General features: G+C 73.4%; 17 protein-coding genes and 1 pseudogene. 2 read left to right on the top strand and 16 right to left on the bottom strand.

Going from position 1 to position 22,318, the window contains the following annotated elements:
• Positions 1 to 118: 118 nt before the first annotated feature.
• Entirely contained in the window at positions 119 to 1,090 is a 972-nt protein-coding gene (locus K7472_RS21420; RefSeq protein ID WP_222980133.1) for a hypothetical protein, read from the top strand.
• A 50-nt stretch (positions 1,091 to 1,140) separates the two neighbouring features.
• Here the strand turns inward: K7472_RS21420 and K7472_RS21415 are convergent, their stop codons facing one another.
• The 14 genes from K7472_RS21415 to K7472_RS21350 all read right to left on the bottom strand — a co-directional run bounded on the left by K7472_RS21415 (position 1,141) and on the right by K7472_RS21350 (position 18,452).
• Positions 1,141 to 2,313 carry an epoxide hydrolase family protein gene (locus tag K7472_RS21415; protein ID WP_222980132.1) on the bottom strand — a complete coding sequence of 391 codons (1,173 nt, stop codon included), beginning with the start codon at positions 2,311 to 2,313 and terminating at the stop codon, positions 1,141 to 1,143.
• 130 nt (positions 2,314 to 2,443) lie between these two features.
• On the bottom strand, positions 2,444 to 3,406 hold the full coding sequence (locus K7472_RS21410) for an alpha/beta fold hydrolase (protein WP_308014017.1): 963 nt from the start codon (positions 3,404 to 3,406) through the stop codon (positions 2,444 to 2,446).
• A gap of 223 nt (positions 3,407 to 3,629) precedes the next feature.
• Positions 3,630 to 5,090: a glutamate synthase subunit beta gene (locus K7472_RS21405; RefSeq protein WP_222980130.1), complete on the bottom strand. Its 1,461-nt coding sequence runs from the start codon at positions 5,088 to 5,090 to the stop codon at positions 3,630 to 3,632.
• Entirely contained in the window at positions 5,083 to 9,657 is a 4,575-nt protein-coding gene (gene gltB, locus K7472_RS21400; RefSeq protein WP_222980129.1) for a glutamate synthase large subunit, read from the bottom strand. Before gltB ends, K7472_RS21405 begins: the two co-directional genes overlap by 8 nt.
• Positions 9,658 to 9,963: 306 nt before the next feature.
• Positions 9,964 to 10,698 (bottom strand): VIT1/CCC1 transporter family protein, encoded by a 735-nt coding sequence (locus tag K7472_RS21395; protein ID WP_222980128.1) that lies wholly within the window; start codon positions 10,696 to 10,698, stop codon positions 9,964 to 9,966.
• 192 nt (positions 10,699 to 10,890) lie between these two features.
• Positions 10,891 to 11,913: a prolipoprotein diacylglyceryl transferase gene (lgt, locus tag K7472_RS21390; protein ID WP_222980127.1), complete on the bottom strand. Its 1,023-nt coding sequence runs from the start codon at positions 11,911 to 11,913 to the stop codon at positions 10,891 to 10,893.
• A 75-nt stretch (positions 11,914 to 11,988) separates the two neighbouring features.
• Positions 11,989 to 13,143, bottom strand: a complete 1,155-nt coding sequence (locus K7472_RS33520) for a DsbA family protein (RefSeq protein ID WP_222980126.1) — start codon at positions 13,141 to 13,143, stop codon at positions 11,989 to 11,991.
• 88 nt (positions 13,144 to 13,231) lie between these two features.
• Positions 13,232 to 14,047, bottom strand: coding sequence for a tryptophan synthase subunit alpha (trpA, locus tag K7472_RS21380; RefSeq protein WP_222980125.1), 816 nt, complete (start codon positions 14,045 to 14,047; stop codon positions 13,232 to 13,234).
• On the bottom strand, positions 14,044 to 15,303 hold the full coding sequence (gene trpB, locus K7472_RS21375) for a tryptophan synthase subunit beta (RefSeq protein WP_222980124.1): 1,260 nt from the start codon (positions 15,301 to 15,303) through the stop codon (positions 14,044 to 14,046). Before trpB ends, trpA begins: the two co-directional genes overlap by 4 nt.
• Positions 15,304 to 15,573: 270 nt before the next feature.
• Positions 15,574 to 15,774: a tryptophan biosynthesis modulator TrpM gene (trpM, locus tag K7472_RS21370; protein WP_372458012.1), complete on the bottom strand. Its 201-nt coding sequence runs from the start codon at positions 15,772 to 15,774 to the stop codon at positions 15,574 to 15,576.
• On the bottom strand, positions 15,740 to 16,549 hold the full coding sequence (trpC, locus tag K7472_RS21365; RefSeq protein WP_222980123.1) for an indole-3-glycerol phosphate synthase TrpC: 810 nt from the start codon (positions 16,547 to 16,549) through the stop codon (positions 15,740 to 15,742). Before trpC ends, trpM begins: the two co-directional genes overlap by 35 nt.
• Positions 16,550 to 16,723: 174 nt before the next feature.
• Positions 16,724 to 17,206, bottom strand: a complete 483-nt coding sequence (locus K7472_RS21360; protein WP_372458011.1) for a DUF2752 domain-containing protein — start codon at positions 17,204 to 17,206, stop codon at positions 16,724 to 16,726.
• An 81-nt stretch (positions 17,207 to 17,287) separates the two neighbouring features.
• The gene (locus tag K7472_RS21355; protein ID WP_222980122.1) at positions 17,288 to 17,509 is read right to left on the bottom strand and encodes an HGxxPAAW family protein; all 222 of its coding nucleotides are present in this window, start codon (positions 17,507 to 17,509) and stop codon (positions 17,288 to 17,290) included.
• Between the two features lie 175 nt (positions 17,510 to 17,684).
• Entirely contained in the window at positions 17,685 to 18,452 is a 768-nt protein-coding gene (locus K7472_RS21350) for a TIGR02234 family membrane protein (protein ID WP_372458010.1), read from the bottom strand.
• Between the two features lie 494 nt (positions 18,453 to 18,946).
• Between K7472_RS21350 and K7472_RS21345 the strand changes: the two genes are divergently transcribed.
• Positions 18,947 to 20,188: a S53 family peptidase gene (locus K7472_RS21345; RefSeq protein ID WP_252396009.1), complete on the top strand. Its 1,242-nt coding sequence runs from the start codon at positions 18,947 to 18,949 to the stop codon at positions 20,186 to 20,188.
• 109 nt (positions 20,189 to 20,297) lie between these two features.
• Here the strand turns inward: K7472_RS21345 and K7472_RS21340 are convergent, their stop codons facing one another.
• On the bottom strand, positions 20,298 to 21,806 hold the full coding sequence (locus tag K7472_RS21340; RefSeq protein ID WP_222980119.1) for an anthranilate synthase component I: 1,509 nt from the start codon (positions 21,804 to 21,806) through the stop codon (positions 20,298 to 20,300).
• A gap of 77 nt (positions 21,807 to 21,883) precedes the next feature.
• Positions 21,884 to 22,204 (bottom strand): annotated as a pseudogene (gene hisI, locus K7472_RS21335) (phosphoribosyl-AMP cyclohydrolase); the annotation flags it as partial.
• Positions 22,205 to 22,318: the final 114 nt, after the last annotated feature.

Here is a 22,318-nt window from a genome sequence, read left to right as displayed (position 1 = left end):
CCGCTCCGCGCCGTCCGAGGTGTACGGCGCGGCGGGCGGGGCGCAGCACGTACGCTCGTAAGGGTCGGCGCGGGTGGTAGGGAAGCCGGGGCGCCGGACAGTCGCGGGGGAGGTGGGCGTGACCCGTCGAGCCGAGGATCCGGGGACGTCGGGGCCGGGTGCCGGGCCGATCGTGCACGGGTTCCCGCATCTGGAGACCGTCCGCTCCAGCCTGACCGCCCTGTACAAACGGTTGTCGTACGACACGGTCAGCGCGTTCCCGGCGAGCGTGCTGCCGGAGCAGGTGTGGATCGGGCCCGAGGAGGACGTGCACCTGGGGGCGCAGCGGGTGGCGTCGGCGATGGTGGCCCATCTGCGGCTGCCGCGGGCGCGGGTGATCGTGGCGTTCCGCGACATGGTGCACGCGGGCAGCGTGGAGCTGACGGCGGGCCCGGAGTACTTCGTGGAGCTCAACTCCCGTTTCAAGGACGACCGCAGGGACATCGGCGCGTGCCTGGCGCACGAGGTGACGCACGTCTACCTGCACCGGCTGGGCCTGGAGTACCCGGGCGTGCGGGACAACGAGATCCTCACCGACACCACGAGCGCCTACCTGGGCGCGGGATGGCTGCTGCTGGACGCGTACCGCGAGGAGAGCACCGTACGCGGCGACCGGCTGGTGCGGCAGGCGCTGAAGCTGGGTTACCTGACGCCGGAGGAGTTCGGCTACGTGCTGGCGAAGCGGGCGCTGGCGCTGGGCGACGACATCGAGCCGTGGTTCTCCAGCCCGCAGGCCCGCGACGCCTACCGGGCGGGGCTGGCGCGGGCCAGGGACGACCTGCGGCGCCCGCCGCTGCTGGGGGCGGGGTGGGCGGCCCGCCGCCGGTACGCGGCCGACCGGCGCCACGCCGAGCAGGTGCTGCGCGCGCCGGGGGTGCGGCTGGCGGAGACCCGGCCGGACGGCCCCGGTTACGCGTTCGAGCGCACCGGCGGCGTGCTGCGGGTGTCATTCCCCTGCCCGACCTGCCACCAGCGCATCCGGGTGCCGGTGCGCGGGCGGCTCACCGCGCGGTGCGGGCTGTGCCGCACGGAGCTGGAGTGCGACACCTGAGCGGCCGGGGTACGGGGCAGCGCGTGGCCGGACTCAGCACATGGCAGGGCTCAGCGCGCGGCTTCCCGGTAGGGGCGGAAGAACGCGCGCAGTTCCTCGGCGTACAGCTCGGGCTGCTCGAACGCGGCGAAGTGGCCGCCGCGCTCCGGTTCGGTGATCCGGACGGCGTTGGCGGTGCGTTCCATCCAGGCGCGGGGCGGGCGGACGACGTCACCGGCGAAGATCGAGAAGCCGGAGGGCACCTCGACCCGGCGGGCGAGCTGCGCGGGCGGGATGAGGGAGTTGGCGCGGTACATGCGCATCGAGGAGCCGATGGTCCCGGTGAGCCAGTAGAGCGTGACGTTGGTGAGGATCTCGTCCCGGGTGAAGGCGCGCTCCACGTCGCCGCCGCAGTCGCTCCAGGCGCGCATCTTCTCCACGATCCACGCGGCGAGCCCGGCCGGTGAGTCGTTGAGGCCGACGGCGGCGGTCTGCGGCTTGGTGCGGTGGATCGCCGCGTAGGCGCCCTCGGCCGCGCTCCAGGCCGCCACCTCGTCGAACCAGGCGCGCTCCGACGCGGTCAACTCGGCCGGGTCGCCGGTGTGGACGGGGATGCCGGCGTCGGTGCGGTGGACGGCGACGACCCGGTCGGGGTGGTCGAGGGCGAGGTAGCGGCTGACGTGGCTGCCGATGTCGCCACCCGCGGCGCCGAAGCGCGGATGACCGAGGACGTCCATCAGTTGCGCCCAAAGGCCCGCCACCTGGGGGGAGTTGAGCGGTTCGCCGGCCGGGCGGTCGGAGTAGCCGAAGCCGGGCGCGTCGGGCACGATCACGTCGAAGGCGTCGGCGGGGTCGGCGCCGTGCGCGCCGGGATCGGTCAGCAGGTCGACGACCTTGGTGTAGCGCCAGAACGAGTCGGGCCAGCCGTGGCTCAGGACCAGCGGCAGCGCGGTCCCGGCGGGCGCGGCGGCCTTCGCGTGCACGAAGTGGATGCCGAGGCCGCCGAGCCGTACCCGGTAGCGGGGCAGCCGGGCCAGCTCGGCCTCCCGCGCGGGCCAGTCGAAGCCGTCGGCCCAGTACGCGACGAGGTCGCGCAGGTAGTCGAGGTCCGTTCCCAGCGACCATCCGGCGTCCTCGGGCCGGTCCGGCCAGCGGGTCGCGCGCAGCCGTGCGCGCAGGTCCTCCAGCGCGGCGGGGTCGGTGCGCTGGGTGAAGGGTTCGGGGCGCGGCAGATCGTCCGGCATGGGGCGCACTCTACCGACCGCGCGCTCCCCGCGCCGCGCGCGACGAGGCGCCCCGCTGCCCCGCGCAGCCTGCCCCCGCCGCGAGCCGCCTGCCCCCTGCCGGCCGCGGCGACGTGCCCCGCCCCGTCGCTCAGCCGTGGACGGAGTCCAGGAACTCCAGCAACAGCGCGTTGACCTCGGCGGGGCGTTCCTGCTGGGTCCAGTGGCCGCAGCCGGGCAGCACGACCGGCTCGCGCAGCCCGGGGTGGAGCGCGGTGAGGTTGGGCAGCAGCTGGTCCATGCCGGGGAAGCGGTACACCAGGTCGCGGTCGCCGGTGACGTAGAGCGCGGGCTGCCGGATGGGAGCGTGGTCCCAGGCGGCGGTCAGCTCCCAGTTGCGGTCGAGGTTGCGGTACCAGTTGAGGCCGCCGGTGAAGCCCGCCCCCTCGTACTCGGCGGTGAACACGTCGATGTCGTCCTCGCTGATCCACGGCGGCAGCTTCTCCGGCGCCGGGGCGCTCAGGAAGCCCCGGCCGGGCTTGACCAGCGGCTGGGAGGGCGGGTCGTTGTGCGGGTTGTCACCGCTGGCGGCCCACAGCGTGGTGCGGAACGTGGTGCGCGGGTCGCGGCCGAGTTCGGCGTCGGCGACGCCGGGCTCGGCGAAGTAGTTCCAGTAGAACCGGCCGTCGAACTTCTCGTCCATCGCCCGCAGCGGCGGCACCGCGCCGCGCGGGGTGGGCGCGACGCTCAGGCCCACGACGGCGGTGACCACGTCGGGCCGCAGTTGCGCGGTGGTCCAGGCGACGGGGGCGCCCCAGTCGTGGCCGACGACGACGGCCTCTTCCTCGCCGAGCGCGTGGATCAGGCCGATGACGTCGCCGACCAGGTGCAGCATGGTGTACGCGTCGACGTCGGCGGGTCGGTCGCTGCGGGCGTAGCCGCGCTGGTCGGGGGCGACGACCCGGTATCCGGCGGCGGCCAGCGGCGCGAACTGGTGGCGCCAGGAGTACCAGCACTCGGGGAAGCCGTGCAGCAGCAGGACGAGCGGCCCCTCGCCCTCCTCCGCGATGTGCAGCCGGATTCCGCCCACTTCGATGTCGCGGTGCTCGACCACGGCCCCTCCCCGGTGTGTTGTCGTCAGCGTCGCCAGGCTACGGCGTGACGACGGCGCAGTCCGGGCCGGGGGGTGCCGAACAGGCCGGGGAGGCAGCAGGGTTGGCACGGCGCCTGCCCAGGTCGGGGAGGGCAGGCGCCGCATCGGTTCCGTACGTCGTTGTACGGCCGTCTTCGTGACGGGGTGACGGGTGACAGGGGGCCAGGAAAGGCGTGTCGGGCCGTCAGACCGTCAGGGCCCGGTCGGTGGGGCGGATCGGGGCGGGCAGGGTGCTGGCACCGGTGAGGTAGCGGTCGACGGCGCGGGCGGCGGAGCGGCCCTCGGCGATCGCCCAGACGATCAGCGACTGGCCGCGGCCCGCGTCACCGGCGGTGAAGACGCCGCCGACGTTGGTGGCGAAGTGCTCGTCGCGGGCGATGTTGCCGCGCTCGTCCAGCTCCAGGCCGAGCTGCTCGACCAGGCCGTTCTTGGCGTCGGTGCCGGTGAAACCCATGGCGAGGGTGACCAGTTGCGCGGGGATCTTCCGCTCGCTGCCGGGCTTCGGCTCGAACTTGCCGTCGACGAACTCGACCTCGACGAGGTGCAGCCACTGCACGTTGCCGTCCTCGTCGCCCTCGAACCGCACGGTGTTGACGGCGTAGACCCGCTCGCCGCCCTCCTCGTGCGCCGAGGTGACCTTGTACGTCATCGGGAACGTCGGCCACGGCTGGTGCGCCGGGCGTTCGTCCGCCGGGCGGGTCATGATCTCCAGCTGGGTGACGGAGGCCGCGCCCTGGCGGTGGGCGGTGCCCACGCAGTCCGCGCCGGTGTCGCCGCCGCCGATGACCACGACGTGCTTGCCCTCGGCGGAGATCGGGGAGGTGACGTAGTCGCCCTCCTGGACCTTGTTGGACAGCGGCAGGAACTCCATCGCCTGGTGGACGCCGTTCAGTTCGCGTCCGGGGACCGGCAGGTCGCGGGCGGTGGTGGCGCCCGCGGCGATCACCACGGCGTCGTAGCGCCTGCGCAGTCCGGCGGCGTCGATGTCGCGGCCGATCTCCACGCCGGTGCGGAACTTGGTGCCCTCCGCGCGCATCTGCTCGATGCGGCGGTTGATGTGCCGCTTCTCCATCTTGAACTCGGGGATGCCGTAGCGCAGCAGTCCGCCGATGCGGTCGGCCCGCTCGAAGACGGCGACGGTGTGACCGGCCCGGGTGAGCTGCTGGGCGGCGGCGAGTCCGGCGGGACCCGAGCCGATGACGGCGACCGTCTTGCCCGACAGGCGGTCCGGCGGCTGCGGGGTGACGCCGCCGTTCTCCCACGCCTTGTCGACGATGGTGACCTCGACGTTCTTGATGGTCACCGGCGGCTGGTTGATGCCCAGCACGCAGGCGGCCTCGCACGGCGCGGGGCACAGGCGGCCGGTGAACTCGGGGAAGTTGTTGGTCGCGTGCAGCCGCTCGCTCGCCGCCCGCCAGTCGTCGCGGTAGGCGTAGTCGTTCCACTCGGGGATGAGGTTCCCCAGCGGGCAGCCGTTGTGGCAGAACGGGATGCCGCAGTCCATGCAGCGCCCGGCCTGCTTGGAGATGATCGGCAGCAGGGAGCCGGGGACGTAGACCTCGTTCCAGTCCTTGACGCGCTCCTCGACCGGGCGGGTGGTGGCGATCTGCCGCTCGGTGGTCAGGAAGCCCTTCGGGTCAGCCATGTGCCGCCTCCATCATCTTGGCCGTGGTCTCGGACTCGGTGAGCCCCGCTTGCTCGGCGGCGACCTTGGCGGCGAGCACTGCCTTGTAGTCCCTCGGCATGACCTTGCCGAAGCGGGTGAGGGTCGTTCCCCAGTCGGCGAGCAGCGTCTCGGCGACGGTGGATCCGGTCTCCTCCTGGTGGCGGCGCACCACGTCGTGCAGCCACTTGATGTCGTCGGCGTCCAGTTCCTCGACGCCGACCAGGCCGGTGTTGACCTTGTCGGGGTCCAGGTCGAGCACGTAGGCGATGCCGCCGGACATGCCGGCCGCGAAGTTGCGTCCGGTCTCGCCCAGCACGACGGCCCGGCCGCCGGTCATGTACTCGCAGCCGTGGTCGCCGACGCCCTCGGAGACCACGGTGGCGCCGGAGTTGCGGACGCAGAAGCGTTCGCCGACCCGGCCGCGCAGGAACAGCTCGCCGCCGGTGGCGCCGTAGGCGAGGGTGTTGCCGGCGATGGTGGAGTACTCGGCGAGGTGGTCGGCGCCGCGGTCGGGGCGGACCACGACGCGCCCGCCGGACAGGCCCTTGCCGACGTAGTCGTTGGCGTCGCCCTCCAGCCGCAGGGTGACGCCCTTGGGCAGGAACGCGCCGAAGGACTGCCCGGCGGAACCGGTGAAGGTGATGTCGATGGTGTCGTCGGGCAGGCCCGCGCCGCCGTGCCGCCGGGTCACCTCGTGGCCCAGCATGGTGCCGACGGTGCGGTTGATGTTGCGGATGGCGACCTGGGCGCGGACCGGGGCCCCATTGTCGAGGGCGTCGGCGGCGAGCCGGATCAGCTCCTTGTCGAGCGCCTTCTCCAAGCCGTGGTCCTGGACGACGACCTGGTGGCGGGCGGCGCCCTCGGGCAGGTCGGGCACGTGCAGCAGCGGGGCGAGGTCGAGACCCTGGGCCTTCCAGTGGTCCACCGCACGGCCGGTGTCGATCAGCTCGGCGCGGCCGACGGCCTCCTCGATCGAACGGAAGCCCAGCTCGGCCAGGAGTTCGCGGACCTCCTCGGCGATGAACTCGAAGAAGTTGACGACGAACTCCGGCTTGCCGCTGAAGCGTTCGCGCAGCACCGGGTTCTGGGTGGCGATGCCGACCGGGCAGGTGTCCAGGTGGCACACCCGCATCATCACGCAGCCGGAGACCACCAGCGGCGCGGTCGCGAAGCCGAACTCCTCGGCGCCCAGCAGCGCGGCGATGACCACGTCACGGCCGGTCTTGAGCTGGCCGTCGGTCTGCACCACGATGCGGTCGCGCAACCCGTTGAGCAGCAGCGTCTGCTGGGTCTCGGCCAGGCCCAGCTCCCAGGGGCCGCCGGCGTGCTTGAGGCTGGTCAGCGGCGAGGCGCCGGTGCCGCCGTCGTGGCCGGAGATCAGCACCACGTCCGCGTGCGCCTTGGACACGCCCGCCGCGACCGTGCCGACGCCGACCTCGGAGACCAGCTTCACGTGAATGCGGGCCGCCGGGTTGGCGTTCTTCAGGTCGTGGATGAGCTGGGCGAGGTCTTCGATGGAGTAGATGTCGTGGTGCGGCGGCGGCGAGATCAGGCCGACGCCGGGCGTGGAGTGCCGGGTCCTGGCCACCCACGGGTAGACCTTGTGGCCGGGCAGCTGGCCGCCCTCACCGGGCTTGGCGCCCTGGGCCATCTTGATCTGGATGTCGTCGGCGTTGACCAGGTACTCGCTGGTGACGCCGAAGCGGCCGGAGGCGACCTGCTTGATGGCGCTGCGCCGGGCCGGGTCGTAGAGGCGCTCGGGGTCCTCGCCGCCCTCACCGGTGTTGGACTTGCCGCCGAGCTGGTTCATCGCGACGGCCAGCGTCTGGTGCGCCTCCAGCGAGATGGAGCCGTACGACATGGCGCCGGTGGAGAACCGCCTGACGATCTCGGAGACCGGCTCGACCTCCTCCAGCGGCACCGGCGGCCGCTCGCCCGCCTTGAGGTTGAACAGGCCGCGCAGCGTCATCAGCCGCGTCGACTGCTCGTTGACCCGCTCGGTGTACTTCTTGAAGATGTCGTAGCGCCGCGAGCGGGTGGCGTGCTGGAGCCGGAAGACGGTCTCGGGGTCGAACAGGTGCGGTTCGCCCTCGCGGCGCCACTGGTACTCGCCGCCGATCTCCAGGCGGCGGTGGGCGGGCGCGATGCCGGAGGCCGGGTAGGCCTTGGCGTGCCGGGCGGCGACCTCCTTGGCGACGACGTCGAGGCCCGCGCCGCCGATCTTGGTGGTGGTGCCGTGGAAGTAGGTGTCGACGAACGCCTCGTCCAGGCCGACGGCTTCGAAGACCTGGGCGCCGCGGTAGGAGGCGACGGTGGAGATGCCCATCTTGGACATCACCTTCAGCACGCCCTTGCCCAGCGCCTTGATGAGGTTGCCGATGGCCGCCTCGGCTTCGGTCTCGCCGAGGAACGTCCCCGCGCGCACCAGGTCCTCGACCGACTCCATGGCCAGGTACGGGTTGACCGCGGCGGCGCCGTAGCCGACGAGCAGCGCGACGTGGTGCACCTCGCGCACGTCACCGGCCTCGACGAGCAGGCCGACGTGGGTGCGCTTCTTGGTGCGGATCAGGTGGTGGTGGACGGCCGAGGTCAGCAGCAGCGACGGGATCGGCGCGTGCTCGGCGTCGGAGTGCCGGTCGGACAGCACGATCAGCCGGGCGCCGTCCTCTATCGCGGCGTCCGCCTCGGCGCAGATCTCGGCGAGCCGGGCGGCCAGCGCGTCGCCGCCGCCCGCGACCCGGTACAGGCCGGAGAGGGTGGCGGCGCCGAGCCCCGGCAGGTCGCCGTCGGCGTTGATGTGGATGAGCTTGGCCAGCTCGTCGTTGTCGATGACCGGGAACGGCAGGGTGACGTTGCGGCAGGCCGCCGGGGTGGGCTCCAGCAGGTTGCCCTGGGGGCCGACCGCGGAGATCAGCGAGGTGACCAGTTCCTCGCGGATGGCGTCCAGCGGCGGGTTGGTGACCTGCGCGAACAGCTGGGTGAAGTAGTCGAACAGCAGCCGGGGGCGGGAGGAGAGGGCGGCGATCGGCGAGTCGGTGCCCATCGAGCCGATCGGCTCGGCGCCGGTCCTGGCCATCGGCGCCAGGATGACCCGCAGCTCCTCCTCGGTGTAGCCGAAGGTCTGCTGGCGACGGGTGACGGAGGCGTGGGTGTGCACGATGTGCTCGCGCTCCGGCAGCTCCGTCAGGTCGATCAGCCCGGCTTCCAGCCACTCGGCGTACGGCTTCTCGGCGGCCAGGGACGCCTTGATCTCGTCGTCCTCGATGATCCGGTGCTCGGCGGTGTCGACCAGGAACATCCGGCCCGGCTGGAGGCGGCCCTTGCGCACGACCTTCTCGGGCGCGATGTCCAGGACGCCGACCTCGGAGGAGAGCACGACCAGGCCGTCGTCGGTGACCCAGTAGCGGCCGGGGCGCAGTCCGTTGCGGTCGAGCACGGCGCCGACCAGGGTGCCGTCGGTGAAGGTGACGCAGGCCGGGCCGTCCCAGGGCTCCATCATCGTGGAGTGGTACTGGTAGAAAGCGCGGCGGGCCGGGTCCATGGAGCCGTGGTTCTCCCACGCCTCGGGGATCATCATCAGCACGCTGTGCGGCAGCGACCGCCCGCCGAGGTGCAGCAGCTCCAGCACCTCGTCGAAGGAGGCCGAGTCGGAGGCGTCGGGGGTGCAGACCGGGAAGAGCCGCTCCAGGTCGCCCTTGACCAGCTCGGAGGCGAGCTGCGACTCGCGGGCCCGCATCCAGTTGCGGTTGCCCTGCACCGTGTTGATCTCGCCGTTGTGCGCGACGAAGCGGTACGGGTGGGCCAGTGGCCAGCTCGGGAAGGTGTTGGTGGAGAACCGCGAGTGGACCAGCGCGATGGCGGTGGCGAAGCGGCGGTCGGACAGGTCGGGGAAGAACGGCTCCAGCTGCCCGGTGGTCAGCATGCCCTTGTAGACGATGGTGCGCGCGGACAGCGAGGGGAAGTAGACGTCCGCCTCGCGCTCGGCGCGCTTGCGCAGCGCGAACGCCGGGCGGTCCAGTTCCAGGCCGGTGCGGCCGCCGGTGGCGTCGGCGACGAAGAGCTGGGAGAAGTACGGCATGGTGGAGCGGGCCGTCGCGCCCAGCAGCTCGGGGGCGACCGGGACCTCGCGCCAGCCCAGGACCTCCAGGCCCTCTTCGGCGGCGATCCGGGCGATGGAGTCGACGGCCTTGGTCCGCGCCTGGTCGTCCACCGGGAGGAAGGCGATGCCGGCCGCGTAGCCGCCGGGGGCCGGAAGGGTGAAGTCGACCGTCTCGCGCAGGAAGGCGTCCGGGATCTGGACGAGGATCCCGGCGCCGTCGCCCGAGTCGGGTTCGGATCCGGTGGCTCCGCGGTGCTCCAGGTTGCGCAGGACGGTCAGGGCCCGCTCGACCAGCGCGTGGTCCGCCTCGCCGGTGAGGGTGGCCACGAAGCCGACGCCGCACGCGTCGTGCTCGTTGCGGGGGTCGTACATCCCCTGCGGGGCGGGACGCCCGTCCATGAAGGACCGGCTGGTGCCGGGCCCGGAGTGCGTGGACGCGGAACGCATCGGCTCTCCCGTCGTCGTGGCATGTAGTGCCGCCGGATATGTCACGGCGCAACAGGGACGACGCTGGCCCTCTGCGAGTTCGTGCAGGTTACATGATGGCCGGGATCTCGAAAAGCGGATACCGAATTCCACCATGTGGACAATGAAGGGTTTTCGGGCGGGGGTTCCGGGCCCAGTGGCTCCGGGGTGCGCGCAGGGCGGCGTTGCCCCGGCGCTTGGGTCTGATGCCCCGCCGAAAGCCTGTCGAAACGAGCGGGTAACAACAAGGACCCTGTGGTGCGGCCCACACCCCGCCCATGGGCCGGGTCAGCCGACCGCGGTGCCGAAGAGGGTGCCCAGCAGGAACGTGATGCCCGCGGCGGCCCCGCCCAGCACCAGCTGCCGCAGCCCGCTGAACCACCAGGAGCGCGCCGTCACCCGGGCCACCACGGCGCCGCAGGCGAACAGCCCCAGCAGCGCCAGGATCAGCGCGGGCCACAGCCTGGTGGCCCCCAGCAGGTACGGCAGGACCGGCAGCAGCGCGCCCACCGCGAAAGAGCCGAACGAGGAGACCGCCGCGACCAGCGGCGACGGCAGGTCGGTGGGGTCGATGCCCAGTTCCTCGCGGGCGTGTATCTCCAGCGCCTGCTCCGGGTCCGTGGACAGCTGGCGGGCCACCTCGGCGGCCAGCTCCGGCTCGACGCCCCGGGACTCGTAGAGCTTGGCGAGCTCCCGCAGCTCGTCGTGCGGGTTGCGGCGCAGCTCGCGGCGCTCGATGTCCAGCTCGGCCTGGACCAGGTCGCGCTGGGAGGCGACCGAGGTGTACTCCCCCGCCGCCATGGAGAACGCGCCCGCGGCGAGACCCGCGAGCCCCGTGATGATGATCGTCTTGGTGGCGACGTCACCGCCCGCCACGCCCGTCATCAGCGCGAAGTTGGAGACCAGGCCGTCCATCGCGCCGAAGACGGCGGGACGCAGCCAGCCGCCGTTGACGTCACGGTGGGTGTGGTGCGACACGTGGTAGCCGGCGCTACCGGTCTCGTTCTCGACGGTCGTGGTCATGGTCCCGCGTTCTCCTTCCGGCCGGGCGGCGACCGCGCGGCCCCCTCCTCGACCTCGAAGATACGCATGTCAACGACCCGCTGCCAGCAAGGAAAGGCTGCCCAAAGGGCCTGCTCACGAGGGTCGTGACCGACACCGAGGCCGCCGGAACGAGTCGTTCCGGCGGCCTCGGTCAGGTGGGTCCGGCCGTGCTCAGGTGCGCTTGGACGCCCCCGCGTCGGCGTCCGCCACGGAGTGCGCGGTGCCTTCGTGCGGCTCGCCGTCGTCCCGTACGGGTGCGGCGTCCGGCGTCCCGCCCTCGGCGTCCGCGGCCTCGTCGTTCGCGCCCTCGGCGTCCGCGGCACCGGGCTCGGCGTCGTCGCCGTCGGCCTCCTCCCGCGCGGCCTGCGCGGTGGGCTCCACGACCGCCTCGCGGCCCGGGTGGCGGCGTGCCGAGATCACGATGTACGTGACGGCGAGCAGGAAGACGATGATCGCGGTCCAGTCGTTGAGCCGCAGGCCCAGGATGTGGTGGGCGTAGTCGACCCGCATGTGCTCGATCCAGCCGCGTCCCACGCAGTACAACGCCACGTACAGGGCGAAGGCGCGGCCGTGGCCGAGCTTGAAGCGCCTGTCGGCCCAGATGACCAGGGTCGCGACGATGAGGATGTCCCACAGCGACTCGTACAGGAACGTCGGGTGGTACAGCCCGATGTCGGGGGTCGCGGCCGGCCGGTGCGCCGGATCGATCTTCAGCGCCCACGGCAGCTTGGTCGGGCCGCCGTACAGCTCCTGGTTGAACCAGTTGCCCCAGCGCCCGATGCCCTGCGCGATGGCGATGCCGGGGGCCACCGCGTCGGCGTAGGCGGGCAGCGGGATGCCGCGGCGGCGGCAGCCGATCCAGGCGCCGACCGCGCCCAGCGCGACCGCGCCCCAGATGCCGAGACCGCCGTCCCAGACCTTGAACGCGCCGACCCAGTCCTTGCCCTTGCCGAAGTAGAGCTCGTAGTCGGTGATGACGTGGTACAGGCGCCCGCCGAGCAGGCCGAAGGGCACCGCCCAGACAGCGATGTCGGCGACGGTCGTCTTGACCCCGCCGCGCGCCACCCAGCGGCGCCCGCCCAGCCAGACGGCGACGAAGACGCCGATGATGATGCAGAAGGCGTACCCGCGCAGCGGGATCGGGCCCAGGTAGATGACGCCCCGGGAGGGGCTGGGGATGTATGCGAGGTCCATGGCGACTCCGACGCTACCGTGCCGGGCGGGCGCGGGGGCAACCCGCCCGGCTACGGGTGCGTAACACGTACGGGATCAGCCGGTGCCGACGGCGCTTCCGGGCACCGCGGCGCCGCCCGCTCCAGTGCCCTGTTCCGGGGCCTCGCCACCGCTGCGAGCGGGCCCCGCGACCCCCGATCCCCCGGCGCCCGAGCCGGTCCCTGCCCCGGTCCCACTCCCGGTCTCAGGGCCGGTCCCGGTCCCCGTTCCGGTCACGGTCCGCTCGCCCGAGCCGGTCCGCTCGCCCGTCCCGGTGCGGGGCTCAAGGCCGGGGCCGGTCCCGGCGGTGGCTCCGCTCCGGGTCCCGGTCGTGCCCTCCGTGCCCTCCGTGCCGCGGGAGGCGGTGCCCGTGCGGGTGGGCGAGGCGGCGCCGGGCTGCGGGGCGGAGGCGGGCGACGGGCTCACCGAACCCAGCGGCTTGCCCTTGTTCGCGGCGGCCACCATCGCCTTCAGCTTGTCCGGGGTGAGCGGGTTGCTCTGGTTGTTGTAGATGTTCTTGCCGTTGAGCAGGATGGTCGGCGTCGAGCCGAAGCCCGCGCTGTTGAAGTCGGCGTTGGACTTGTTGACCCAGGTGTTGTACGTGCCCTTGTCCACGCAGGAGGTGAAGGCGGGGGTCTTCAGCCCGGGGACCTTGCCGGCGAGCTGGATCAGGTAGTTCTTGTCGGCGAACTTGTCGTCCTCCTCGTTCGGCTGGTTGTCGTACAGCACGTCGTGGTATGCGCGGAACCTGCCCTCCGCCTGCGCGCAGGCCGCCGCGTTGCCCGCGTTGAGCGAACCGGTGCCGCCGAGGTTGCCGTCGATGAGGCGGACGAGGTGGTACTCGCCGCGCAGCTGCCCGCTGTCCATCAGCTGGTGCACGGTGGTGCGGTAGGTCTTCTCGAAGGCGTCGCAGGCCGGGCAGCGGAAGTCCTCGTACACCGTGAGGGTGGAGGGCGCGTTGGCGGCTCCGACGGGGATCGCCAGGTCGTCCTTGCCGGTGGCGCCGGGCGGGGCGGCGACCGGGCCGCTGCTGGAGCCCGACTTGTTGTTCGCCACGACGACGCCGATCACGGCGGCCACCACCAGCACGGCGACGATCGAGCCGCCGACCAGCGCGGCGCGTTTGCGCTTGGCCCGGGCCTTCTCCCGCTCGCGCTCCTGCTGCATCCGCTCGCGGGCGCTGCGCTTTGCGTCACGGTTGTTCTCAGTCACACCCGTGAACAACGCGCCGGGGACGCGCGATCGCGCGTCCCCGGCACTCAATTCGCCCGAACGAGGGATGGATCCCGGACGGGAGGCGTCAGCCGCGCTTGCGCACCCCGGCGGCAAGCTCCCCGGCGAGGTGCCGGGCCGCCTCGATGCCGGAGGCGGTGTCCGGCGCGTCCAGCAGCCGCTTGACGAAGGCGGAGCCGACGATGACGCCGTCCGCGAAGGCGGCGACCTCGGCGGCCTGGGTGGCGTTGGAGACCCCGAGGCCCACGCAGACCGGCAGGTCCGTGGTGGCCCGGGTGCGCCGCACCAGGTCCTCGGCCGACGCGCCGACCGACGCGCGGGTGCCGGTGACGCCCATCAGCGAGGCCGCGTAGACGAAGCCGGAGCCCGCCGCGGTGATGGTCGCCAGCCGCTCGTCGCGGCTGCTGGGGGCCACCACGAAGACCGTGGCGAGCCCGTGCCGTTCGGCGGCCGCCCGCCACGCCCCGGACTCCTCGACCGGCAGGTCCGGCAGGATGCACCCGGCGCCGCCCGCCTCGGCGAGGTCGGCGGCGAAGCGCTCGGCGCCGTAGCGGTCGACCGGGTTCCAGTACGTCATGCACAGCACGGGCGCGCCGGTGGCGGCGTGCACCTCGCCGACCGTGCGCAGCACGTCCACGATTCTCACGCCGCCGCGCAGCGCGATGTCGTCCGCGGTCTGGATGACCGGGCCGTCCAGCACCGGGTCGGAGTGCGGCAGCCCGATCTCCACGATGTCGCAGCCGCCCTCGATCATCGCCACCGCGGTCGCGACGCCGTCGGCGACGGTCGGGAAGCCGGCCGGCAGGTAGCCGACGAGGGCGGCGCGGTCCTCCGCGCGGGCGGCGGCCAGCGTCCGGTTCAACAGCTCGACGGTGCCGCTCACTTGGCGTCCTCCTCGACCACGGCGTTGGCCTCGTACAGCCCGAAGTAGCGGGCGGCGGTGTCCATGTCCTTGTCACCGCGGCCGGAGAGGTTGATCAGGATCAGGCCCTCGGGCCCCAGCTCCTTGCCCAGCTGAAGCGCGCCGGCGAGCGCGTGGGCGCTCTCGATGGCCGGGATGATGCCCTCGGTGCGCGACAGCAGCCGCAGCGCCTGCATCGCCTCGTCGTCGGTCACCGGCCGGTACTCGGCGCGGCCGACGTCCTTGAGGTAGGAGTGCTCGGGGCCGATGCCCGGGTAGTCCAGGCCCGCCGAGATGGAGTACGGCTCGGTGATCTGGCCGTCCTCGTCCTGGAGGACGTAGGAGCGGGAGCCGTGCAGGATGCCGGGGTCGCCCGCGGTCAGGGTCGCCGCGTGCTCGCCGGAGGCCACGCCGTGCCCGGCCGCCTCCAGGCCGACCAGCCGTACGTCCTCGTCGGGCAGGAAGGCGTGGAAGATGCCGATGGCGTTGGAGCCGCCGCCGACGCAGGCGCAGACCGCGTCCGGCAGCCGTCCGGCGCGCTCCAGCAGCTGGCGGCGGGCCTCGACGCCGATGACCCGGTGGAAGTCGCGGACCAGCGCGGGGAAGGGGTGCGGTCCCGCGACGGTGCCGAACAGGTAGTGGGTGGACTCGACGTTGGCGACCCAGTCGCGGAACGCCTCGTTGATGGCGTCCTTGAGGGTGCGGCTGCCGGACTTCACGGCGACGACCTCGGCGCCGAGCATCCGCATGCGGGCGACGTTGAGCGCCTGGCGCTCGGTGTCGATCTCGCCCATGTAGACGGTGCACTCCAGGCCGAACAGGGCGCAGGCGGTGGCGGTGGCCACGCCGTGCTGCCCGGCGCCGGTCTCGGCGATCACCCGGGTCTTGCCCATGCGGCGGGTGAGCAGTGCCTGGCCCAGCACGTTGTTGATCTTGTGCGAGCCGGTGTGGTTCAGGTCCTCGCGCTTGAGGAAGACGCGGGCGCCGCCCGCGTGTTCGGCGAAGCGCGGGACCTCGGTCAGGGCGCTGGGCCTGCCGGTGTAGTTGACCAGCAGGTCGGCGAGTTCGGCGGCGAACGCCGGGTCGGCCTTCGCCTTCTCGTACTCGGCGGCGACCTCGTCCACGGCGGCGACCAGCGCCTCGGGGATGAACTTGCCGCCGTACGCGCCGAAGTAACCGGCGGGGGTGGGGATCAGACCCTCTGGGTCCGGGATGAAGAAGTCGTTGTCGGTGGCCATGCGGGGACCTCACGGTGGGTGTCTTGAGGGGGGTCGGGCGCCGTGGGGCTCGAGGTGGTCGCTCGACCGCGGGTGGGTTGTGGCTGGTCGCGCAGTTCCCCGCGCCCCTGATGGGGGCGCCCCCGCCCCGAAAGGGGCGCGGGGAACTGCGCGCTCGGCCACAACCGGCCGGTGGGTCCCAAAACGACCGTGAGCCCCTCGGACAGTGGCATCTGCCCGTCCGTCCCCGGACAGTGGCATCCCGCCCGCCCGTGGTGGCTCATCGCGCCCCTATCGGGCGCGTCGCCATCGCATGCCGTTGACCTGGCCCGGTTCGCCGCCGATGACGTAGCGCACGCGTCGGCCCAGCACCCGGCGGGCGGGCGCGCGGCAGCCTCGGGGCTTGCACCCCTTGGCCAGTCGGGCGGCGATACGCATGTCCGGTCCTTCTCCCCGCTCAGTCCCTGCCGTGCCGCAGCGCGGGGTGGGCACCGGCGGCGACCAGGTCGGCGACGGCCGCCTTGGGGTCGCGGCCGGTGACCAGGGACTCGCCCACGAGCACCGCGTCGGCGCCGTCGTTGGCGTAGGCGATCAGGTCGTGCGGCCCGCGCACGCCGGACTCGGCGACCTTCACGATGTGGTCGGGGATCTCCGGCGCGAGGCGCGCGAAGGTGCCGCGGTCGACCTGGAGGGTCTTGAGGTTGCGGGCGTTGACGCCGATGATCCGGGCCCCGGCGTCCAGCGCGCGTTCGACCTCGTCCTCGTCGTGCACCTCGACCAGCGGGGTCAGCCCGATGGACTCGGCGCGCTCGATCAGCGAGACCAGCGCGGACTGGTCCAGCGCGGCGACGATCAGCAGGGCGAGGTCGGCGCCGTACGCGCGGGCCTCCCACAGCTGGTACGAGGTGACGATGAAGTCCTTGCGCAGCACGGGGATGTCGACCTTGGCGCGGACCGCCTCCAGGTCGGCGAGCGAGCCGCCGAACCGGCGCTGCTCGGTGAGGACGCTGATGACGGCGGCGCCGCCCGCCTCGTAGTCGGCGGCGAGTCCGGCCGGGTCGGCGATCGCGGCGAGCGCGCCCTTGCTGGGGCTGGACCGCTTGACCTCGCAGATCACCGTGACGCCCTCGCCACGCAGTGCGGCGACGCCGTCCTTGGCCGCGCGTGCCCTGGCGGCCCGCTCCTTGAGCTCGTCGAGGGAGACGCGGGCCTGCCGCTCGGCGAGGTCGGCGCGGACTCCCTCGATGATCTCGTCGAGCACACTCACGCGAGCGGCCCCCTTCCGGTGGCGTTGCGGTTCACCAGCGCGATCGTGCGCGGGTAATGCGATGGTAACCGCCAGGCGGCGGCAGTCCGTCATCCGGTGACCACGGGTCTCGCTCCGTGGACCCCGGTGGACGGCGGACGACACGGGTCGGGCGCCGGGGCGGCGCGGGTCCGCTCAGGGCGCCAGCGCGTGGCCGAACGGCAGGTTCCGTACGACGGTGAAGGCCAGCACCACGGCGCCCAGCGCCCACCACCCGGCGCGCGGCATCCTCAGCCGTCCGGACGCGCTCCGTCCGAGTGCCTCGCGGCGCAGCCACAGCGCCCACAGCACCGCGCACACCCCGAAGCCGACGACGGCCAGCGCGTTGTCGCGCAGGGCGGTGCCCAGGTCACCGTGGACCAGGGCCCACGCGCAGCGCGTTCCGCCGCAGGCCGGGCAGTACAGCCCGGTGACGGCGTGGAAGGGGCAGCCGGGGTAGTGGCCGGGCTGGTTGGGGTTGACCGCGCCCACGTACGCGAAAGCCGCCCCGGCGCCCGCGAGCGTGGTCAGCGGGACGGCCACCCTGCGGGCGGTCGTGGGGGCGGCGGCGCGCGGCGCGGGGACCGGCGTGGTCCCCGCCCGCGCGACCGGCGGACGGTGCTTCTCGATCGACGGCACGGAGCCGATTCTCCCCCGCGCCCGGCCGAACGGCACGGGGAGGGCGACGTACCGAGCGGGAAGCGGCGTCGGCCGGAAGGGTCAGTGCCCGGCCTTCTGCGTCTTCGGAGTGGCACCCAGGCCCATGCCGCGCATGACCATGCCGACGACGCCGCCGAGGACGACGACGACGAGACCCGCCCAGAAACCGACCGGCTTGGCGGCGACCGTGAAGACGGCCGAGACGCAGAAACCGATGAAGGCGATGGTCACGCCCGTCCAAGCGGCCAGGGTGTGTCCGTGATTGTGGCTGTTTTCCGCCATCAATGCTCCTCGATGTGTGCTCCGGCGCCGTACTCCGCGCGCTCGCCCCCCATTGTCCCCTGCGGGTGGGCTCCGCCGTGCGCGGGGGTGGCACCGCGCGGGCGGGTGTCGCGCGGGGCACCGGTGCGGCGTGCGACGGACCGGTGCCCGGGCCCCGGCCCCGGCCGGAGCGCGGTCAGTCCTCCGTCGGATCCTCGCCGCGGTCCAGCGCCTTCCACATCTCGCCGGGGTTCTCCGGGTCGGGTGCGGTGCGTCCGGGACGCCCGGCGCGCGGGCCTCCGGGGCGTTCGTAGCGGCTCCCCATGGCCGGCCACGCGGCGCCGCGCGCCAGCGCCAGCACCCCGGCCGCCAGCAGCAGCAGTCCGCCCAGCGCGGCGACCCACGGCCAGCCGGTGTGCGCGGCGTGCCGCACGGTGCTGTCGCTCAGCCCTGAGGCCCGGGTGGCCGCGGCGTTGAGCGCGCCGGTGGCCGAGGCGCCGGCGACGCACGCCGCCACCGTGCCCGCGCCGCAGAGCGTGAGGAGCGCGGAGACCACGACGCGCCCGGTGCCGCGCACCGCGAAGACCGCGACCAGCGCGGCGAGGGCGACCAGCGCGAGGGCGTCCGGCAGCCCGGTGACGTCCTTGCCCGAGGCCTTGATCGCGATGAGGCTCCCGGCGGCCAGGGTCGATCCGGTGGCCCACGTCTTGCCCGCCGCGAGCAGGACGACCGAGGCCCCGGCGGCGCCGGAGACCAGCGCGGCGGCGAGGCTGCGGCGGCCGGGGGCACGTCGGCGCGGCGCGGCGCCCGAGGACGGCTGGGCGGACGCGCCGCCCGCAGACGGGTCCGCGGTCCCGGCGGGCGCGGACGGCTCCGCGGTCTCTACGGGTGCGCCGCCCGCGGACGGCTCGGCGGTGGCGGACGGGCGGGGCGGGGGTACGGCGGCGGGACTCACGCCTTCCACTATCGCCCCTGTCCTCGCGGGCCCGGCAGCCGGGGGCGGCGGAACCCCAACGGAATGTCATGCACCGGTAAAGCACACGCAAGGAATCCCAACAGCGTCTTGTTGACGTGTGCTCGTCATAATACGTTCTCCGGCGATCCGCTTCCGCATATCGGACCCGGCTCCGGACCTCCCCGGACCCGCGCCGGGCCCCGCGGACCGGCGGATCCGCACGGGCTCCACGCACGGCCGGACACGCACAGCCGGTTTCGCACCGCGAAACCGCACCGCTGGAAACGCAACGCGACACCGCACCGCGACACCGCACACCGTGCGACACGCACCGCGACACCATTTCGCGGGCCACGCACCGCGACCGCACAGCGCCATCCGCACAGCGCACGTCCGCACCACAGCGCACAACGGCCCCGGGCCACCCCTGACCCGGCCCCGGGCCGTCACCCCCATGTACTCCCGGTCTGACAGCCACAGGAGGCAGTACGTTGCGCAGCTCCATGCCCAAGACGCTCCGTCGCTCCACGCTCTCCCTGACCGCCGTGGCGGGCCTCGCGCTCGCCGGCCTCGCCGCCGCTCCGCAGGCCGGCGCCCAGCCCGCGGGCGCCGCCAGAACCACGCACGGCGTGTCCACCGTCCGCTCCTGTGCCGTGCCGCGTCAGGCCGGCTGGGCGGCGTGCGACGCGCTGAAGGTGACCGGCGGCGCCGTGGCCGCCCACGCCTCCGGCGTCTCCCCGTTCGCCTCGGCGCCGTCCGGCTACGGCCCGTCCGACCTGCGCAGCGCCTACAACCTGCCGGCGAACGGCGGCTCGGGCCAGACCGTCGCCATCGTCGACGCGTACGACAACCCCAACGCCGAGAAGGACATGGCGGCCTACCGCTCGCAGTTCGGGCTGCCCGCCTGCAGCAGCTCCAGCGGCTGCTTCAAGAAGGTCGGCCAGACCGGCGGTTCGGTGCCGAGCGCGGACGCCGGCTGGGCGGAGGAGGAGTCGCTCGACGTCGACATGGTCTCCGCGGTCGCGCCGAACGCCCACATCATCCTGGTCGAGGCGAAGTCGGCGTCGATGGCCAACCTCGGCGCGGCGGTCAACGAGGCCGTGAAGCTGGGCGCGAAGTACGTCTCCAACTCCTACGGCGGCGGCGAGTCGTCCTCCGACACCTCCTACGACAGCAGCTACTTCAACCACCCGGGCGTCGCGGTCACCGCGAGCGCGGGTGACGGCGGCTACGGCGCGGAGTACCCGGCCGCGTCCCGCTACGTCACCTCGGTCGGCGGCACGGCGCTGAGCAAGGCGTCCAACTCCCGCGGCTGGTCCGAGTCGGTGTGGAACACCTCCTCCGACGAGGGCACCGGCTCCGGCTGCTCGGCGTACGACGCCAAGCCGTCCTGGCAGAAGGACACCGGCTGCTCCAAGCGCACCATCGCGGACGTCTCGGCGGTCGCCGACCCGGCCACCGGTGTCGCGGTCTACGACACCTACGGCGGTGACCCGGGCTGGGAGGTCTTCGGCGGCACCAGCGCCTCGTCGCCGATCATCGCCTCGGTCTACGCGGACGCGGGCACCCCGTCCTCCGGCTCGACCCCGGCGTCGTTCCCGTACAGCCACACCTCGTCGCTGAACGACGTGACCTCCGGCTCCAACGGTTCGTGCGGCGGCAGCTACCTGTGCACCGCCAAGCCCGGCTACGACGGCCCGACGGGCCTGGGCACCCCCAACGGTCTGACCGCCTTCATGGGCTGACCGAAGGTCCAGGGCCCGCCCGGGCCCGGACACCGCGCCGTGCCGCTCCCGACCCCCGGGGAGCGGCACGGCCGCGTTCCCGGGGGCGAGGCGCCTCAGCGGCGGCCGGTCACAGGCCCGCCGCCGTGGCCACCGCGCGCAGTACCGCGGCCGCCTTGTTGCGGCACTCGGTGTCCTCCGCGACCGGGTCGGAGTCGGCGACCACGCCCGCGCCCGCCTGGACGTAGGCGGTGCCGTCGCGCAGCAGCGCGGTCCTGATGGCGATCGCGGTATCGGAGTCGCCTGCGAAGTCCAGGTAGCCCACGCAGCCGCCGTACAGACCGCGCCGGGTCGGCTCCAGCTCGTCGATGATCTGCAACGCGCGCGGCTTGGGCGCACCCGACAGGGTGCCCGCCGGGAAGCAGGCGGTGAGCACGTCGAACGCGGTCCGGCCCTCGGCCACCTTGCCGGTGACGGTGGAGACGATGTGCATGACGTGGCTGTAGCGCTCGACGGACATGAAGTCGACGACCTCCACGCTGCCCGGCTCGCACACCCGGCCCAGGTCGTTGCGGCCGAGGTCGACCAGCATCAGGTGCTCGGCGCGCTCCTTGGGGTCGGCGAGCAGTTCCTCGGCGAGCGCGGTGTCCTCCTGCGGGGTGGCCCCGCGCGGCCGGGTCCCGGCGATCGGGTGCACCATCGCGTGCCCGTCCTCGACCTTCACCAGGGCCTCGGGCGAGGAGCCGACCACCTCGAAGCCGTCGAAGCACAGCAGGTACATGTACGGGCTGGGGTTGGTCGCGCGCAGCACCCGGTAGACGTCCAGCGCGCTCGCCGGGCAGGGCGTCTCGAACCGCTGCGAGGGCACCACCTGGAACGCCTCACCGGCCCGGATGCGCTCCTTGACGTCCTCGACGGCCCGTTGGTAGGCCTCCCCGCCCCACAGCGCGGTGTACTCCGGCAGCCGGGAGGGGGGCAGTTCGCAGGCCGAGGCGGGCACCGGGCGGGCCAGGTCGGCGGTCATGATGTCCAGCCGGGCCACCGCGTCCGCGTAGGCCTCGTCGACGCCGGTCGACAGGTCGTTGTGGTTGATCGCGTTGGCGATCAGCAGCACCGTGCCGTCCCAGTGGTCGAGCACCGCGAGGTCGGAGGTGAGCAGCATCGTCAGCTCCGGCAGGCCCAGGTCGTCCTTGGCGTGGTCGCCGACGTGCTTCTCCAGGCGGCGTACGACGTCGTAGCCGAGGTAGCCGACCATGCCGCCGGTGAACGGCGGCAGCGTGCCGTCGGAGTGCAGGTCGCGCGGGGTGTGCAGGGCCTCGACGGTGGCCCGCAGGGCGGCCAGCGGGTCGCCGTCGACGGGCACGCCGACCGGCGGGTTGCCCAGCCAGTGCGCCCGGCCGTCGCGTTCGGTCAGCGTGGCGTCGCTGCGCACCCCGACGAAGGAGTAGCGCGACCAGGAGCGGCCGTGCTCGGCGGACTCCAGCAGGAAGGTCCCGGGCCGCTCCCCCGCCAGCTTGCGGTACAGCCCGACCGGGGTGTCGCCGTCGGCGAGCAGTCGCCGGGTGACCGGGATGACCCGGCGGTCGCGCGCCAGCGCCCGAAACGTCTCAAGATCAGGGGTGACAGTGCCCGTCGTCATGCGAGGCAGCGTAGTGCGTCCCGGAGCCCGCGCCGTCCGGCTCACACGGCGGCGCGGGCCGTCCGGCTCCGCGCGGCTCAGCCCAGCGGCAGCGGCGCGGCGTCGAAGCAGGTGCGCTCGCCCGTGTGGCAGGCGGCGCCGACCTGGTCGACCTTGACCAGCAGGGTGTCCCCGTCGCAGTCCAGCGCCACGGACTTGACGTGCTGCGCGTGCCCGGAGGTGTCGCCCTTGACCCAGTACTCCTGGCGGCTGCGGCTCCAGTACGTGCAGCGGCCGGTGGTCAGCGTGCGGTGCAGCGCCTCGTCGTCCATCCAGCCGAGCATCAGCACCTCCCCGGTGTCGTACTGCTGGGCGATGGCGGGCACCAGGCCGTCGCGGTCGCGCTTGAGGCGGGGGGGGGCGGGCGGGGCGGGGGGGGGGGGGGGGGGCCCGCCCCCCGGGGGGGGGGGGGGGGGGGGGGGGGGGCGCGGGGGGGGGGGGGGGGCCGGGGGGGGGCGGGGGGGGGGGGGCGG

It is taken from the genome of Streptantibioticus parmotrematis (assembly GCF_019890615.1).
In the GTDB taxonomy this organism is placed as follows: domain Bacteria; phylum Actinomycetota; class Actinomycetes; order Streptomycetales; family Streptomycetaceae; genus Streptantibioticus_D; species Streptantibioticus_D parmotrematis.
This window is presented reverse-complemented; position numbering and strand designations above follow the sequence as displayed.